This is a genomic window from Ewingella sp. C233, assembly GCF_055407225.1.
The window spans coordinates 1,518,898-1,536,172 of the sequence record NZ_JBUZRI010000001.1 but is presented as its reverse complement, the minus strand read 5'-3'; the positions used below and the strand labels follow the sequence as shown (position 1 = coordinate 1,536,172).

At 54.6% G+C, this 17,275-nt stretch carries 15 protein-coding genes; 3 read left to right on the top strand and 12 right to left on the bottom strand.

Going from position 1 to position 17,275, the window contains the following annotated elements; all coding sequences use genetic code 11:
- Nucleotides 1-26: 26 nt before the first annotated feature.
- Entirely contained in the window at nt 27-1,211 is a 1,185-nt protein-coding gene (locus ACZRKO_RS06915; protein WP_463736479.1) for a MalY/PatB family protein, read from the bottom strand.
- A gap of 86 nt (nt 1,212-1,297) precedes the next feature.
- Nucleotides 1,298-2,914: a maltose/glucose-specific PTS transporter subunit IIBC gene (malX, locus tag ACZRKO_RS06910; protein ID WP_463736478.1), complete on the bottom strand. Its 1,617-nt coding sequence runs from the start codon at nt 2,912-2,914 to the stop codon at nt 1,298-1,300.
- Nucleotides 2,915-3,192: 278 nt separating this feature from the next.
- On the opposite strand from malX, the gene malI reads away from it, so the two are divergent.
- Nucleotides 3,193-4,224, top strand: a complete 1,032-nt coding sequence (gene malI / locus ACZRKO_RS06905; protein ID WP_463736477.1) for a Mal regulon transcriptional regulator MalI — start codon at nt 3,193-3,195, stop codon at nt 4,222-4,224.
- A gap of 82 nt (nt 4,225-4,306) precedes the next feature.
- On the opposite strand, the gene ACZRKO_RS06900 is transcribed toward malI, so the two are convergent.
- Together ACZRKO_RS06900 and manA are read right to left on the bottom strand one after the other, a co-directional pair.
- Nucleotides 4,307-5,854 carry a YdgA family protein gene (locus tag ACZRKO_RS06900; RefSeq protein ID WP_463736476.1) on the bottom strand — a complete coding sequence of 516 codons (1,548 nt, stop codon included), beginning with the start codon at nt 5,852-5,854 and terminating at the stop codon, nt 4,307-4,309.
- Between the two features lie 151 nt (nt 5,855-6,005).
- Complete coding sequence (gene manA / locus ACZRKO_RS06895; protein ID WP_463736475.1) at nt 6,006-7,181, bottom strand: mannose-6-phosphate isomerase; 1,176 nt, start codon at nt 7,179-7,181, stop codon at nt 6,006-6,008.
- 270 nt (nt 7,182-7,451) lie between these two features.
- Here manA and fumC point away from each other — a divergent pair, with 270 nt between their 5' ends.
- On the top strand, nt 7,452-8,852 hold the full coding sequence (gene fumC, locus ACZRKO_RS06890; RefSeq protein ID WP_463736474.1) for a class II fumarate hydratase: 1,401 nt from the start codon (nt 7,452-7,454) through the stop codon (nt 8,850-8,852).
- A 116-nt stretch (nt 8,853-8,968) separates the two neighbouring features.
- On the opposite strand, the gene ACZRKO_RS06885 is transcribed toward fumC, so the two are convergent.
- Entirely contained in the window at nt 8,969-9,646 is a 678-nt protein-coding gene (locus ACZRKO_RS06885) for an SDR family oxidoreductase (RefSeq protein WP_463736473.1), read from the bottom strand.
- 133 nt (nt 9,647-9,779) lie between these two features.
- Here ACZRKO_RS06885 and ACZRKO_RS06880 point away from each other — a divergent pair, with 133 nt between their 5' ends.
- The gene (locus ACZRKO_RS06880; protein ID WP_463736472.1) at nt 9,780-10,526 is read left to right on the top strand and encodes a DUF3750 domain-containing protein; all 747 of its coding nucleotides are present in this window, start codon (nt 9,780-9,782) and stop codon (nt 10,524-10,526) included.
- A gap of 468 nt (nt 10,527-10,994) precedes the next feature.
- Here the strand turns inward: ACZRKO_RS06880 and nth are convergent, their stop codons facing one another.
- The 7 genes from nth to rsxA are packed head-to-tail and all read right to left on the bottom strand — an operon-like array spanning nt 10,995 to nt 17,208.
- A complete protein-coding gene (nth, locus tag ACZRKO_RS06875) occupies nt 10,995-11,627 on the bottom strand; it encodes an endonuclease III (protein ID WP_463736471.1) in 633 nt (210 codons plus the stop codon).
- Nucleotides 11,624-12,334, bottom strand: a complete 711-nt coding sequence (locus ACZRKO_RS06870; protein WP_463736470.1) for an electron transport complex subunit E — start codon at nt 12,332-12,334, stop codon at nt 11,624-11,626. The genes nth and ACZRKO_RS06870 overlap by 4 nt, the downstream gene beginning before the upstream one ends.
- Entirely contained in the window at nt 12,327-12,959 is a 633-nt protein-coding gene (rsxG, locus tag ACZRKO_RS06865; RefSeq protein ID WP_463737496.1) for an electron transport complex subunit RsxG, read from the bottom strand. Before rsxG ends, ACZRKO_RS06870 begins: the two co-directional genes overlap by 8 nt.
- Before the next feature lie 22 nt (nt 12,960-12,981).
- The gene (gene rsxD, locus ACZRKO_RS06860) at nt 12,982-14,034 is read right to left on the bottom strand and encodes an electron transport complex subunit RsxD (protein WP_463736469.1); all 1,053 of its coding nucleotides are present in this window, start codon (nt 14,032-14,034) and stop codon (nt 12,982-12,984) included.
- Complete coding sequence (gene rsxC, locus ACZRKO_RS06855) at nt 14,035-16,050, bottom strand: electron transport complex subunit RsxC (protein WP_463736468.1); 2,016 nt, start codon at nt 16,048-16,050, stop codon at nt 14,035-14,037.
- A 10-nt stretch (nt 16,051-16,060) separates the two neighbouring features.
- A complete protein-coding gene (gene rsxB, locus ACZRKO_RS06850) occupies nt 16,061-16,627 on the bottom strand; it encodes an electron transport complex subunit RsxB (protein ID WP_463736467.1) in 567 nt (188 codons plus the stop codon).
- Nucleotides 16,627-17,208 (bottom strand): electron transport complex subunit RsxA, encoded by a 582-nt coding sequence (rsxA, locus tag ACZRKO_RS06845; protein ID WP_034790318.1) that lies wholly within the window; start codon nt 17,206-17,208, stop codon nt 16,627-16,629. The genes rsxB and rsxA overlap by 1 nt, the downstream gene beginning before the upstream one ends.
- Between the last annotated feature and the right edge of the window lie 67 nt (nt 17,209-17,275).

Genomic DNA, 17,275 nt, shown 5'->3' with positions numbered 1-17,275 from the left:
GCAGAGGCTGCGCCCGTCAAAATGACTTACTGTAAAGCCCGGATCCCGGCGATCAATTTCTCTACGCCCAGCTCCACTTTCGAACGAGGGCAACCGACGTTCAGACGCAGGAACCCTTCACCTTCCACGCCGTAGGTATAGCCCGGCATGATGGCGACTTTCTGATGTTCGATCAGCTCTTTCTGTAGCAATTTATCATCAATGCCGAGCGGGCGAAGATCAATCCAGGCCAGATAGGTAGACTGCGGTGGTTGCCAGTTCAACTGCGGGAAGGCGGCATTCAGTTGGTCAGCCACATAGCGCAGGTTATCTTGCAGATATTCACGCAGGGCATCAAGCCAGATATCACCTTCACGGTAGGCCGAAACGTGTGCCAATACCGCCAGTACGGCCGGAGAGGAAAGACCGTCGCAGGCTTTGAGCTGATGCAGATAGGCTTCACGCTGGTTTTTATCGCTGATCAGCCCGTAAGCGCCGGTCAGCGCCGGTATATTGAAGCTTTTCGAGCCTGAGGTCAGCAAGGCCCATTCCCCGCGTGCTACGTCATTCCAGGGCGTATGTTTATTGTCGCCCCAGACCATATCCATGTGGATCTCATCGCTGACTACGCGTACCTGATGGCGTTCGCAAAGTTCAGCGATAAGCGTCAGTTCGCTGCGCGTCCAGACTTTGCCGGTCGGGTTATGCGGGCTGCACAGCAGCAACAGTGTGCATTGCGGTTGAGCCAGCTGTTGTTCCAGCAGAGGCGCGTTCAGCGTCCAGTCATTGCCGTTTTTATCCAGCGGACAGGCGATGATGTCACGCTGATTTCCTTCCACCACTTTGAAAAATGCATCATAAGCAGGGGTAAAAGTCAGTACGCCATCGCCCGTCTGCGTCCACTGGCGGATCAGCTGCGCCACCATATAAATTACCGACGGGCCGTAAACCACCATGTCGCGGTCAATCTGGCTGCTAAAACGCTGCTGATACCAGTGTTCGATAGCGCCGATGAAGTCATCGTGCTTCCAGCGGCTATAGCCCAGCACGCCGTGTTGCAGGCGTTTTTGCAGCACTTGGATAATGCAGGGGGCGGTGGCGAAATCCATATCGGAGATAGTGAAGGGCAGTAAGTCGGCGCTGCCAAAGCGGTCTGCGACGTAATCCCACTGGGTACACCAGGTGCCGTGACGGTCAATGACGGCGGAGAAATCAAACTCATTTGAAGACATTATTTCACTCCCTGAAAAGGGTCAGTACTAAAGCAGAAAAGGGCGACCTGACGTCGCCCTGTGATCATGACTCTTTCTGTCACCGTTTACGCGGTGGCAGGTTCAGACGCAGCGGCCTGATTGTTTGCTTCGCGGATCAGATAATCCAGCTCATCTTTCACCGACTGTACTTGTGGTCCAATAACGACCTGCAGGTTATGGTCATTGAGGTGAACAACCCCGATGGCACGGTTCGCTTTCAGCGTCGCATCGTCAACCAATGACATATCGTGTACGGACATACGCAGACGGGTGATGCAGTTATCCAGTGACACAATGTTGTCCGCGCCACCGAGTGCGCTGAGGATCACCGGTACGTTGTAACCTGATTTGCTGGAAGACGGCACTGGCGCAGCATTCGGCATGGTGTCAGATTCGCGACCCGGCGTTTTGATATTAAAGCGCGTGATAGCAAAGCGGAAGATGGCATAGTAAGCCGCGAACCAGATAGCGGCTACAAGCGGCACCAGATACCACTTGGTCGCCATACCGTGCAGAATACCGAACACCACGAAGTCGATGATGTTGCCGTCGGTGTTACCGATGGTCACACCCAGAACAGACATCACGGTGAAGCCCAGACCGGTCAGGAACGCATGGATCACATACAGAACCGGTGCGACGAACAGGAACAGGAACTCGATCGGTTCAGTGGTTCCGCCCACCACGCAGGCAACGACGCCGGAAATCAGCAGGCCTTTAATTTTATGACGATTTTCTGGTTTAGCACAGTGGTACATCGCCAGTGCAGCACCCGGTAAACCACCGAGGAAAGCAGGCATTTTGCCCTGTGACAGGAACTGCGTCGCGCTCTCGGCAAAGCCGTGAGTTGTCGGGCATGAAAGCTGTGCCTGGAAGATGGTCAGCGCACCGCTCACTTCACGGCCACAGACATCCAGCGTACCGCCCGCTTCGGTGAAGCGGATTAATGCCACCAGAATGTGGTGCAGACCGAAAGGCAGCAGCAGACGTTCACCGGAGCCAAAAATCATCGGACCGAACACACCGGCGTCATGGATCAGACGTCCCAGACCGTTAATACCGGCGGCGAAGAATGGCCAGATCAGTGGAATGATAAGACCAACCAGACCGAGCACCACGGTAGTGACAATCGGAACAAAACGGGTACCGCCGAAGAACGCCAGCGCATCCGGCAGGCGGATGGTGTTGTAACGCTCATGCAGGATATAAACAATCACGCCGACAATGACCGCACCCAGAATACCGGTATCGATAGACTGAATGCCGAGGATCATCTGAATGTTGTTGGCTTTGAGGATCATCGGGTCGACCGTCGGCAGTGTGCCGTTGGCGGTCAGATAGAAGTTGATCGCCAGATTCAGTACCGCATAACCGACGAAACCAGAGAACGCAGCCACGCCTTTGTTCTCACGCGCCATACCTAGCGGGATAGCGATAGCGAACATCACCGGCAAGAAGCTGAAGGCGAATGAACCGACTTTGCTCATCCAGGTGAAGATCAGTTGCAGGATTGGATTACCGAGCGCTGGCAGCAGCGTGGTAACGTCATGGCTGCTTAAAGAACTGCCGATCCCCATCATGATGCCGCAGAACGACAGCAGGGCAACCGGAAGCATAAAGGTTTTACCTAAGCTTTGGAAAAACTCCCAAAGTGTGACGCGTTGTTTTTTACTGGCTGGCATTATCATTCCCCTGAAAAGATTAAAAACGAACCAAGTTTTGTTGATGGGCGCTAAGATAAAACGTTTTACCTAATTTAATCGTGCGGAAGCTCACATTAATCAACCATGCCCGCAAGATAAGCTTACGGACAGATAAAACGTTTTATCTAAGTTTCGATTTTGTTAGGCTTTCTTTCTGCGGGATCGCAGATTTTACAAAATTGCTGGCAGTGAAAAGGATCAGCAGTTCCGGGAGTTTTCATGACAGGCGTAAAACTTTTTATGGCATCCGTAAAACCATGAGCCAGAAAAAAATCACCATAATCGACGTGGCACAACACGCGGGTACGTCGGTGACGACGGTTTCACTGGTGCTCAGTGGCAAAGGGCGTATCTCCCCGGCCACGGCTGAACGGGTTAATCAGGCCGTTGATCATCTTGGGTTTGTGCGTAACCGCCAGGCCAGTACCCTGCGTGGCGGGGAGTCCGGCGTGGTCGGGCTGATTGTCCGCGACATTTGTGAGCCGTTTTATGCCGAGATGACCGCCGGGTTAAGTGAAATGCTGGAAGCGCAGGGTAAAGTCCTGTTTCTGTTGCAGAGCGGTTCTTCCGGCAAAGGGTTGTCGCGCTGTTTTGAAACGCTGCTGACGCACGGCGTCGACGGTATTGTGATAGCGGGTGGAGAGAACGCACCTGCCAGTTTGAAAGAGAGGGCCGATGAGCAGGGTGTTCCGCTGATTTGCGCCTCCCGCGCCAGCGGGATAGACGGCGTGGACCTGGTCCGGCCGGACAACATGCTGGCCGCCAAAATGGCGACAGAATACCTCATCAAACGCGGACATAAGCAAATTGCTTATCTGGGAGGGCTAAGTGACTCCCTGACCCGTGCCGAGCGGTTAGGGGGCTTTTGCGCCACGCTGGTTCAGTACGGCCTGCCGTTTCGCAGCGAATGGATCATCGAGTGCGACTATCAGCAGAAATGTGCCGCCGACGCGGCTGAAAAACTCCTCAAGCACTACCCGAAAATCAGCGCCATTGTCTGTCATAAGTCCTCGGTGGCGCTGGGGGCCTATTTCGGCGTTATGCGTACCGGTAACCTGATTGGCGGGGGGGCGGTCGATAACTTTTTCCAGCAACAGATTGCCCTGATCGTCATGGAGGACGCCCCCGGAGCGGAGCTGACCGAACCGCCATTAACGGCTATTGCCAGCTCAGCGCGCGATATCGGCCACGCGGCCGCGCGGCGTCTGCTGATGCGCATCGGCGGGCAGAATCTCGAAGCGCAGAGCATTATCGTACCGCCAGGTCTGATTGAGCGCGAATCGGCCTGAGCCCGAAAGATTCCGCAGTCAAATCGCAGACATAAAAAAGCCCGTCCTGAGACGGGCTTTTGCAGGGTGCTTGAGTCAGTGCTTATTGCGCGTTGGGTGCGACTGGTGCGACCGGTGGCGTCAATGGCGCTGGAGCTTCAGTTTGTGGCGCAAGGGCGTTACCGCCAAAGATACCAAACAGACCGGCAAATTCCTGAAGGGTCATTTTCTGGCCGTTCAGATCAATTTGGTTATCTGCATACTGGAAGCTGCTGGAGATGGTGTCATCTTTCAGCGTGGTAATTTTGAACATCTGACCCATTGCTGCGATGCCCTGAACCTGCTGTTTAGCCAGTTTCTCAGCATCATCACCGTTGTAACCCTGAAGTTTCGCCGTCTGGGTGGTCATCTCAGTTGCCATGGCAACCGGGATAGTCAGCTTCGCGTCAACTTTGCTCACCAGCTGTGAAATCAACTGATCGCCACTTTGCGCCTGAGAACCCGCTGCCGGATCTTTCAGATCAACTTGCAGGTTGAAGCTGCTTTCGCCTTTGCTGTTTTTCCAGCTCAGCGGAGCGATGCTGATGCTAGGATTACCTTTGAGCAACAGTGGCAGATTAGCCGCCAGCAGTTCAGTTGCCTGCTGCTGATAAACCGCCGGATCCAAATCACCCGTCTGCGCCAGCAACTGCTGGGACTGCTGGTTGTAGCTGTCTGAGAAGGTTTTCAGCGCAGCGCCATCAAGACCGCTGATTTTCACGGTCAGTTTACCTGAGCCGAAATCTGCGCCCTGAATTTTCAGTGCATCAAGGGTGTAATCCTGCTGACCCTGGATGTTGCTGCCATCTTCACTGAACTTGCTTACCAGTTTGAAGTTATCCAGAGAGGCGGCATCTTTACCATCAATGTTAACGAGAATCTGTTTAACGGTCAGATTCTGGTCGCCAACGCTGACTTTAAACTTGCCCTGGTGGGTATCGCTGTCGAGAGAAAAACCATTCAGGGTGACTTTTTCCAACTGACCGAACTGGTTCTGTGACGTCAGCGCGATGCTGTCACTTTTGCCATCGAGGGTCATTTTGGTCAGGTCTTTATCAACGGCGACATTGATATCAGCGCCGCCAAATTGCAGCTTGCTGTTGTTCTTGTCGTAGTCAACCGGAATGATATTGATGGCTGAAGCGCTGCCGCCACTGTAAGAAACGCGGGTATCAGCCGTGACCAGAGATTTGCCTTTGGTGACGTCAAACAGCGGTTTCAGCGTTGGGGTGTTTTGCAGTTCGGAATGTACTGATGCCATGCTTGGGATCAGGTTAAGTTTTTTCAACTGAGCTGCGGGGAAAGGGCCGTGATCGATAGTTTCGATAAAGGCAATTTCATCACCGGTTTTCAGCGCGCTGGTTCCTGCTGCTGCGGCGGCGACATCAGGTTTCAGGACAATGCGCACATGGCTGCTGAACAGACCACGCTGATAATCCTGATAGGAAACGGTAACCCCGGCTTTCGGGAATGCAGTTTGCAGCTGGCTGTTGGCATTCGTGGTGACTTCCGCCATATGCTGCTCGATCATCTTACCTGTGTACCACGAGACGCCTGTCCAGGCCGCGCCAAGGACCACAATGACGCTTACAGCGACTAACGATTTTTTCATAGCTCTGTTCATCCTTAGAAAATGTCCCGAAAATAAATAACGCCTTACGGCGCCATTTATTGTGGGTGAAGTCGGACCTAAATGGCAAATTTTTCACTAAAATGAGGTATTTCGCCTCAAAGGCTCGCTGACTATTCTATCTAATATGTCGTTAAAGACGGTTAAACACCCGTGCAATACGGCCATTACCGCTGACGTTGACCGGTGATTCGCTGGCAGACAAATAACAGGATTCACCCGGCTTCAGCACCAGCGTTTCTTCGCCTTTCGTCAGTACCGCCTGGCCTTCAATACAGAACACAATGGCGGCGCTCTGCTGGGCCAGCGTCTGTTCGGTGGCCGACAGGCTATGGATCGAGAAAGCAAAATCTTCGACAGGAATAGGGAAGTTGAGTTCATCACCGTGCTTCACCGGCGTGGTCAGCAACTCACTGGCAGGTTTGGCGGTAAATTTCAGATTCTCCAGTAATTCTGGCACGTCGATGTACTTAGGCGTCAGACCGGCGCGCAGCACGTTGTCGGAGTTTGCCATGACTTCGAGTGAAACCCCGCTGAGATAGGCGTGCGGTGTTTCGGCATAAAGGAACATGCCTTCGCCCGGCTGCAGGGTGACCACATTAAGCAGCAACGGAGAGAACAGGCCGCTGTCATCAGGGTAAAACTCACTGATGCTGCGGATGGTGTCCCAGGGCTGGCCTTTCTGGTTATTGAGCGCAGACTTCAGCACGCCAAGCGCCAGCAATTTCGCCTCGCCTTCAAGGCTTAGCAAACCGGCAAACAAGGTGCGAAGGTGGTCAACATCCGGGTGCGTCAGAAATTCGGCAATGTGCGGATTCGCACCAGACACCGGTTGCAACAGCGAAACAATGTCGCTTAATTCACGAAAACCGTTCATGGCCTGGAAAGGGGTCAGGGCATAGACCAGCTCGGGTTTATGGTTGGGATCTTTGTAATTACGCTCTGCAGCATCAAGCGGAATACCGGCGGCATTCTCTTTGGCAAAACCCATTTCAGCGGCGCGTTTACTCGGGTGAACCTGAATCGACAGTGGCTGATCGGCGCACAGCACTTTAAACAGAAAAGGCAGTTCCCCGAAACGTTCCGCGACTTTTTTGCCCAGCTCGTGTTCGAGGTTGGCGCTGATTTGCGCACGTAGGGAAATTTCCTGTCCTTCGGCATTATTGACGTACGAACTGCTTTTCGGATGGGCACCCATCCACAATTCTGCCATCGGTTTGCCGTCTGGATTGGCAATACCGTACAGCTTGGTCAATGCGTCCGTACTGCCCCAGGCGTAATTTTGTACGCCATTGTTCATTTTTTGCATATTTCGTCCTGAAATCCCGCTGAGTGTGGGATGAAAATAAAGAAAACATCTGTTGCGTAGTAAACAATGACCTCACCCGCTTAAGCAACTCCTGATGAAGAAAAAGTGCGGTGAGAGCTAAATCCCATAATTCCGTCGCCAGGGCATTATACCTTGAGGATATATGTCACTATACTCGACGGGCCGCCGGTGAAGGTAATGCGTGGGAGCGCAAGGCGGCAACCCTGAAGAACATATAAACATTCATTAAAGAGTGCTAAGGAGACAGTAATGGCAGCAGCGACTCGCATTGAAAAAGACTCAATGGGTCCAATCGACGTACCGGCAGATAAGCTTTGGGGTGCACAGACGCAGCGTTCACTCGAACATTTCCGTATCTCTTCTGAAAAAATGCCTGAAGCCCTGATCCACGCGCTGGCGCAAACCAAGCGTGCAGCGGCCTGTGTCAATATGGATTTAGGTCTGCTCCCGGCCGAACGCGGCAACGCCATTATTGCCGCTGCCGATGAAGTGCTGGCAGGTCAACACCCGACCGAGTTCCCGCTGGCTATCTGGCAGACCGGTTCCGGTACGCAAACCAACATGAACATGAACGAAGTGCTGGCTAACCGGGCGAGTGAAATCCTCGGTGGCGAGCGCGGCGAAGGGCGTAAAGTTCACCCGAACGATGATGTGAATAAGAGCCAAAGTTCCAACGACGTCTTCCCAACGGCCATGCACGTCGCGGCTGTGATTGAACTGCGCGAAACCCTGCTGCCTGAGCTGAAAGAGCTGCACAAAACGCTGGCGGCTAAATCTGAAGCCTTCAAAGATATCGTAAAAATCGGTCGTACCCATCTGCAGGACGCCACGCCGCTGACGCTGGGCCAGGAGATTTCTGGCTGGGTTGCGATGCTGGCTCACAGCATGGTTCACATCGAAGCGAGCATCCCGCACATTGCCGAACTGGCGCTGGGCGGTACTGCGGTCGGTACTGGTCTGAATACCCACCCGGAATACGCAGTACGCGTGGCGAAGGCGCTGGCTGAACAAACCAAACAGCCTTTCGTGACTTCCCCGAACAAGTTCGAAGCGCTGGCGACATGTGACGCTCTGGTTCACGGCCACGGTGCCCTGAAAGGCCTGGCGGCATCGCTGATGAAAATTGCCAATGACGTCCGCTGGTTATCTTCCGGCCCACGCTGCGGCATTGGTGAAATCTCTATTCCGGAAAACGAACCAGGCAGCTCCATCATGCCGGGCAAAGTGAACCCGACCCAGTGCGAAGCCATGACAATGCTGTGCGCGCAAGTGCTGGGCAACGACGTTGCGGTGAACATCGGCGGCGCGTCAGGCAACTTCGAGCTGAACGTTTTCCGCCCGATGGTGATTCACAACTTCCTGCAATCCATCCGCCTGCTGGCCGACGGTATGCGTGGTTTCAATGAGCACTGCGCCGTGGGTATCGAACCTGTGCGTGACCGTATCACCCAGTTGCTCAATGAGTCACTGATGCTGGTAACGGCATTGAATACCCATATCGGTTATGACAAAGCAGCTGAGATTGCCAAGAAAGCGCATAAAGAGGGTCTGACCCTGAAAGGCTCGGCGCTGAAACTCGGTTACCTGACCGAAACTCAGTTCGACGAGTGGGTACGACCGGAAGACATGGTAGGAAGCATGAAGGGATAAAACGGGGGTCAGTTTTATCACCGTTTGAGCGAGGCCAGATTAGCGTCTGGCCTCGTTTTTTTTGTTTTAATGGCAAATTTAAATATTTTAAAGCCGGTTTGGGCGGTAGCCCAAAATTACCACTTTAATTCCCGCCCCGAGTACTCGATGAAGTGATGCCCCCCTTTACCACGCCATGCTTCGAACTGATCAACAATACCTTGCGTGCTTTCGGAGATGGTCAGTGTGGCATTCTCGCCGCCCATATCGGTTTGCACCCAACCGGGATGAACGGATAACAGCGTCTGTCCGTGCTGGTCAGTCGTGGCCTTAAGACCGCGTGTCAGCATGTTTAACGCCGCCTTGCTGGCGGAATAAAGCGGATACGTTGCCACGTCGTTTTCGTTCAGACTGGCGAGCTCCGACGTCATCAGGGCTATGATGCCGGTTTTGGGTTTTAGCAATGGCAGTAACTCTGCGGCGCAGCGGACCGGTGAGAAGGTGTTGCTCATAAACAGCTGCATAATCTCGTCGTCGCTGGCTTTTGTGACATCCTGATGGTCTGGTCCGAATACGCCGGCATTGATGAAAATCAGATCAAAACGGCTGTCTGAAAGAAGCTCTTTCACCGCGTGCCTTTCCGCCTGTTTATTGATGTCGAGCTTCAGCCACTCTACGGAAACCGGGGCGCCATGAGGTGTTGCACCACGGGTGGTAGCCGTGACCTGCCAGCCACGATGTGCGAGTTCATTCACGGTGCCTAAACCAATGCCACGCGATGCGCCGATAATCAGAGCATTGAAGGAGCCAGTCATAGTTGTCCTTTATCGTTAGGGAATGAGCAAAAAATGCCGGAAGGTTTGTCTTCCGTGAAGTGTAGTTTCATATTGTCTGTCCCGTCAGCATGCGTACAGTGGTTTTCTCAGAAAAGACAAAGGTGAATAAAGCATGATCGCCATGAAATGGTTAACTCTTGGATTTGTCTGCGTTCTGTTGCTTTCATTTGGCTACAGCTACGCCAAAGCCACACAGAACCGGGAGCAACCCGCCGGGCAGAACTGGTCAACGGCAAGAAGGGACTCAGCAGGAATAGCGCCGGATCCGCATAAAATGAAAAGTATCGCGATCGTTCAGATTTATACCGCACCGACTTACGGATGGCGCGGTCTGGTGGCGGTGCATCCGTGGATTATCTTCAAGCGCGAAGGGGAAACAGAGTTTACCCGCTACGACGTGATCAGTTGGGGCAGTACCAATGTAGTTCGCCGCGACTACGCCATCCCCGACGGTTACTGGTTTGGTTCACAGCCTAAACTGCTGGTGGAACACCGTGGTGCGCAGGCTGAGGCGATGATCCCGAAGATTGAAGCCGCCGTTAAAAGTTATCCGTTCCCGCACACCTACCACGCATGGCCTGGCCCGAACAGCAATACGTTTATGGCGCATATAGGGCGCGAAGTCCCTGAGTTACAACTAGATCTTCCGTCGAATGCCATTGGCAAAGATTACCGCGCCATCACCAATCCCATCGGTTTACCGCCCTCCGGCCGTGGCGTACAGGTCTCACTTCTTGGCCTGCTCGGCGTGACGCTGGGCGTGGAAGAGGGTATTGAGGTTAATGTCCTGGGGCTGAATTTGGGCGTGGATATTAAGAACCCAGCACTGAGGTTACCGTTTGTGGGGCGCATAGGGTGAGGGAATTTTGGGGCAGCCCAAGTCTGCTTTTATATCTTTAAATTTAAATTCAAATTCAAATTCAACATCAAGACCGTGGGCCTGCTGCCCACACCCGCCCAGAAGGCGGCCAGTCGCCGCCGCCCTCTGGACTCCCGGGCTCTTTCATGAGGCACCGACAACTGGGCTGGTCACAATGGCCGTGTCACCGCTGTTATAGCCGCAAAATGCCGCCGCTTAGGCGGTGCCTTCGCTGCGGGTTTTGAACCTAAGGTCTCGAACCTCTTGCTCAGCGCCACTTTTGAATGCGGCCCACACTTTTTTAAATACAAAACAGGTCAGGTTTTTATCTTCCGGTTTTCATCTTTTGACCAAAATAACCGCTAAGGCGCAGTCAAAAATGGCACCTGATGAGCGGTTCGAGACCTGAGGCCCAAGGTTTGGAATTGGAAGTGGAATTTAAAAAGGGAGTTAGGGGAACGCCCCTGATCACTCGACTTTTTCTTTAAACTCGCAAAGATCTTCGATCAAACACGATCCACACCGTGGCTTCCTCGCTATACAGGTATAACGCCCGTGCAGGATAAACCAGTGGTGGCAGTCGAGTTTGAACTCGGAAGGGACAACTTTCAGCAGTTTGTCTTCGACATCCTCTACCGTCTTGCCCGGAGCAAAACGGGTGCGGTTACAGACGCGGTAGATGTGGGTGTCGACGGCGATGGTGGGCCAGCCGAAGGCGGTGTTGAGCACCACGTTGGCGGTTTTTCGCCCGACGCCCGGCAGGGCTTCGAGGGCGGCGCGGTCTTCCGGAACTTCGCTGTTGTGTTTTTCCAGCAGAATCCGGCAGGTTTTGATCACGTTCTCGGCTTTGGCGTTGAACAGACCGATGGTCTTGATGTACTCCTTCACGCCGTCTACGCCGAGTTCGAGCATCGCCGCAGGCGTATTGGCAACCGGATAAAGCTTCGCGGTGGCTTTGTTCACGCTGACGTCGGTGGCTTGGGCTGAAAGCAGTACGGCGATCAACAACTCGAACGGGGTGGTGTAAACCAGTTCGGTAGTCGGATGCGGATTGTTTTCCCGCAGACGGCTGAGAATAGCGATGCGTTTTTCTTTATTCATGAGGCATTGCCCGCGCTGCCATCGGGCAGGGTTTCCTGCCGGGCAGCGGCCTCTATTTTGGCGGCTTGTTTGGCTTTCTGGCGCTGGTCAATCAGGTACTTTCCAGCCAGCAACAGACCAAGACCAATAAAGGCGCCCGGTGGCAGCATCGCCAGCAGGAACGGATTATCCAGATGAATCACTTCGACGCGCAGCACTTTGGCCCAGCTGCCGAGCAACAAATCTGCGCCGTTAAACAGCACGCCGCTGCCCAGAATTTCACGCATCGAGCCCAAGACGAACATGGCTGCCGTTGCACCCAGGCCGGTCATCATGCCGTCGAGGGCGGCCAGATGTACCGGGCTGCTAGCGGCGCAGGCTTCGGCGCGACCTACCACAATACAGTTAGTCACGATAAGCGGGATGAAAATCCCCAGCGCCTGATAAAGGCCAAAGGCGTAGGCGTTGATCAGCATCTGCACGGTACTCACCACCGAGGCGATGATCAGCACGTAAATAGGAATACGGATCTCATTGGGTACCCAGCGGCGGAATGCAGAGATCATGGCGTTGGTACAGGTCAGCACCAGCGTGGTTGCCAGTCCCAGCCCGAGTGCATTGGTCGCCGTTGAGGTGACCGCCAGCAGTGGGCAGAGGCCCAGAAGCTGTACCAGCGAGGAGTTATTGGTCCACAGACCCTGAACAATTATCTTCTTGGCTTCACTCATCACGGGCTCCACAAGAGGTGAGGTGGGAAAGCTGAGACGGTACCGTCTCGATAAACAGTGACGTGCGTTTTACGGAACGTACTACGGCACGCGGGGTGATAGTCGCACCGGTAAACTGATCATACATGCCGCCATCTTTTTTGACTGCCCAGCGTGCATCGTCAGGTCCGTTGATAATCTGGCCTGCGAAGCTTTTGATCCAGTCCGAAATACGTACTTCAATTTTGTCCCCCAGCCCCGGCGTTTCATGCTGTTCCAGCACGCGGGTGCCGTAAACGTTGCCATGAAAATCTGCTGCAACTAACAACTGAATGGCACCGGAGTAACCGTCTGGCGCGGTGGTTTCAATGGCGGCGGCCACCGGCTGACCGTCTTTACGCGCCAGATAAAGGCGGTGAGGCGTAGCGCTACCGAGTGACTCATCGGTGACGTTGTAACACTCATTTTGCATATCATTATCATAAACATCCGACGGGATCACTTCATCGAACAAATTCTTCTGCTGCAACAGCGCCTGATGCTCAATGGTCGGTTTGGTGAGCATATTGACGACCGCCGTCATGCCGGTCATCAATGCGCCGAATACCGCCAGCGTCACGCCGTGGCGGCGCATGGTCTGTAACATTTTGCCCTTTTCCATGCTGTCCTCAGCGGTGCCCGTAAACGCGCGGTTGGGTGTAGTGGTCAATCAACGGTACGGTAATGTTCGCCAGTAACACGGCGAAAGCGATACCGTCCGGATAACCGCCGTAAGTGCGGATAAGCCACACCAGCAGGCCGATCAGCGCACCGAAGATCAGACGGCCTTTCGGCGTGGTTGACGCGGTTACCGGATCGGTGGCGATAAAGAACGCACCCAGCATCGTCGCGCCGGAGAACAGACCGATCATCGGCGGCGGATAGGCTTCGGGTGATAAGTCCCAGGCCAGCGCAGCGCAGAAAGTCAGCATCACTAACATACTGACCGGAATGTGCCAGCTGATGATTTTCTTCGCCATCAGGAACAGGCCACCGGCCAGAAAACCGAGGTTGATCCACTGCCAGCCCAGACCGGCCAGAATGCCGCTAAACAGCGGTTCAGACAGAACCTGGTCGGCGCTGTGGCCGGAGCGCAGTCCGGTTTTGAAGGCGTCCAGCGGGGTAGCCTGCGTGACACCATCGACATTCATCTGTAGCTGATAGGCGGTTAAATCCTGACTGTTATGGCCGGTAAATATGGTCATCAGCGTATCAGCAAAGCTGACGTGATGATGTTGCAATGCATCCGGCGGCAGCCAGGTGGTCATCTGTACCGGGAAGGAGATCAGCAGCACCACGTAACCGACCATTGCCGGATTGAAGGGATTCTGGCCCAGACCGCCGTATAACTGCTTGGCGATGACAATGGCGAATACCGTACCAATAACCACCATCCACCACGGCGCGAGCGGCGGCAGGCTGATGCCGAGTAAGACTGCGGTCAGCAGGGCTGTGTTATCGCCCAGACGTTTTTTGACCGGCATTTTGCGCAGTTGCAACACCGCGCCTTCGGTCAGCAGGGCGATGACAATCGCCAATGCAAGTTGCACCAGCGTACCGTAACCGAAGAACCACACCTGTGCCAGCAGGCCGGGAATACAGGCTAAAATCACCATCAGCATAATAGTGCTGGTGTTTTGCCGGTTATGGGTAAAAGGAGAACTCGCGATTCTGAAGGCCATTTATTCCTCGTTCGACATAGTCTGAGCGGCAGCTTTACGCGCCTTAACCCGGGCGATCGCAGCAGCAACTGCGGCTTTGCGTGGATCACTTTCTTGTTGTGTTGGTTCTGATGCGACGTCCTCAGATGTCTCTTCCTGTGCGGCGGCTTTTTTGGCCTTCGCACGGGCAATGGCTGCCGCCACGGCGGCTTTACGTTTGTCATCGGCAGAAGGTTCGGTAGGTGACGGTGTCACGGATAGGGTGCTGTCAGTGGCTTCTATCACTACGCCGGTATTCCTGGCCTTTTTAGCTTTCACGCGAGCGATAGCCGCGGCCACGGCGGCTTTGCGGGCGCTGTCATCTTCAGTCTGCACGGGTGCCGATGGCGTGGTGATGGGTTCAGAGGCCACGGCGGCCTCCTGAGTGGCAGCGGCTTTTTTAGCTTTTGCGCGCGCAATGGCGGCGGCCAGCGCAGCCTGACGCGGATCGACATCAGCGACGCTCTCCTGCGCCTCAACGGACGTCACGACCTCTGTTTTTGGTGTTTTCTCTGCTACCGGCGTGTCGAGTTTCACTGCCGATTTCTGGTGCTTCTCTTCGCGGGCCAGTTTCTCGCGTTCCATGCGTGCCTGTTTTGCTTCGAATCGCGCTTTGGCCTCGGTGGCTTTTGCGGTTTCTAAATCCACGGCGCGGATTTCAGCTTTCTCCTGGCGGTAATATTGCACCAGCGGAATGTTGCTCGGGCAGACGTAGGCGCAGGCACCGCATTCGATACAGTCGAACAGATTATGATTGCGCGCTTTCTCGTGTTCCTGGCCGCGGCTGAACCAGTAGAGTTGCTGCGGCAGTAACCCTGCCGGGCAGGCGTCCGCGCACAGGCTGCAACGGATACAGGCTTCTTCCGGCTCAGACTCGCCCATCTCACTTTCCGACGGGGCCAGCAGGCAGTTGGAGATTTTCACCACCGGCACGTCAAGGGATGGCAGGGTGAAGCCCATCAGCGGGCCGCCCATGATCACCATTTTCTGCGTACCCTGCGGGCGCAGCGCGCCTTCGGCCATCAGGTCTGCAATTGGCGTGCCCAGACGAGCCCAAACGTTACCGGGCTTAGCCATGGCTTCACCCGTCAGCGTCACCACGCGTTCAATCAGCGGTTCGCCGTCGATAATTGCGCGTTTAATGGCAAACACGGTACCGACGTTCTGCATTAATACGCCGATGTGCGACGAGTGGTGGCCTTTAGGTACTTCGAGGCCGGTCAGAATTTTGGTCAACTGCTTGGCACCACCGGACGGGTATTTGGTCGGTACCACGCGCAGCTCAATCGCTACACCGTCAGCCTGTTCAGCGTTAATGGCTTGTTTCAGCGCACGGATAGCGTCGGGTTTGTTGTCTTCAATGCCGATGATCACCCGCTCAGGGTTGAGCATATGGCAAAGAATACGCGTGCCTTCGAGGATCTCTGCGGCGTGTTCCTGCATCAGCCGGTCATCGGCGGTGATGTAAGGCTCACATTCGGCGGCGTTGAGGATCAGTGTGCGTGTGGAGGTCAGTCCACCCTGAAGTTTGCTGGCAGTCGGGAATCCGGCACCGCCAAGACCTGCGATACCGGCCTGATGAATACGCGCGTTGAGTTCGGCCGCGTTAAGTTGGCGATAATTCGTGACAATGTCACGTTCGGTCCAGCAGTCTTCACCGTCGGCATGAATCAGTACACACAGCTCTTTCAGACCGGACGGATGCGCGGTGATATGCGGCTCAATGGCGGTGATAACGCCCGACGTCGGAGCATGAACGGGCACGGTACGGCCGCGGCCCGTCGTCAGCGGCTGACCTTTTAAGACCCGATCACCGGCTTTTACGCACAGCTCACCCTCAGGACCCAGATGCTGCTGAAGAGGAATAATAAAGCGCTCAGATAACGGCACACGACGCAGAGGAACGTGGCTCGACTGGGTTTTCATTTCAGGCGGGTGAATGCCGCCGTCGAAGTCCCACAACTTGTCTTTTTTGAGCGCAGAAAACAGATTAAACATGGCGTTCCGCTTACTCCGCATGAATGACGTGCACCGGAATGGATTTCATATCCCACTTCCAGTTTGCGGTGGTGGTTTTAATCGGCAGCATTTCTATGCAGTCGGTCGGACAGGGGGCGACGCACAAGTCACAGCCGGTGCATAAATCGGTGATCACGGTATGCACCGCGCGCGTGGCACCGACGATGGCGTCGACCGGGCAAGCCTGAATGCATTTGGTGCAGCCGATGCAGTTACTTTCGTCGATATAGGCCACGGTGCGAATGGGCGCGGCAGCGGCGACGTCATTGCCCAGCGGCTGGGGGTCAACGTTGAGCAGAGCGGCGAGTTTCAGCATCACCGCTTCGCCACCAGGCACACATTTATTGATGTTATCGCCATTGGCGACCGCTTCTGCGTATGGCTTACAGCCAGGGTAACCGCACTGCGCGCACTGGCTCTGCGGCAGAATGTCGTCAATCTGATCGACAACAGGATTGCCTTCAACGGCAAAGCGGCGCGACGCATAACCCAGCAGCAGCCCGAAGACCAGTGCCAGTGCCGTCAGCGCACCAATCGCAACCCACAGTTCAAACATTAGAATTTCACCAGGCCGGTAAAGCCCATAAAGGCCAGTGACATCAGGCCCGCAGTGACCAGCGCAATGGACGAACCTTTGAACGGCGCAGGGACGTCAGCCACGACGAGGCGTTCGCGGATAGCCGCAAACAGCACCATTACCAGCGAGAAACCGAGCGACGCGGCAAAACCATACAGCGCGGACTGCATGAAATTGTGGGCCTGGTTAATGTTGAGCAGAGCCACGCCGAGCACTGCGCAGTTGGTGGTGATAAGCGGCAGGAAAATCCCCAGCAGGCGGTAAAGCGACGGGCTGGTCTTGCGCACGACCATTTCGGTGAACTGCACGACAACGGCGATGACCAGAATAAAGGCCATGGTGCGCAGATAAACCAAACCCAGCGGCATCAGGACGAAGGTGTTAACAATCCACGAGCAGATATTCGACAACGTAATGACGAATGTTGTGGCTAATCCCATGCCGATGGCGGATTCGAGTTTTTTGGATACGCCCATAAACGGGCATAAACCGAGAAACTTAACCAAAACAAAATTGTTCACCAGCACGGTGCCGACGAACAGTAAAAGGTAAGAAGTCATGACATTGCCTGAAAATAACGGGAAATAAATCAGCGTCTGGCCGCAGGGAACAGACGCTACAACCGCT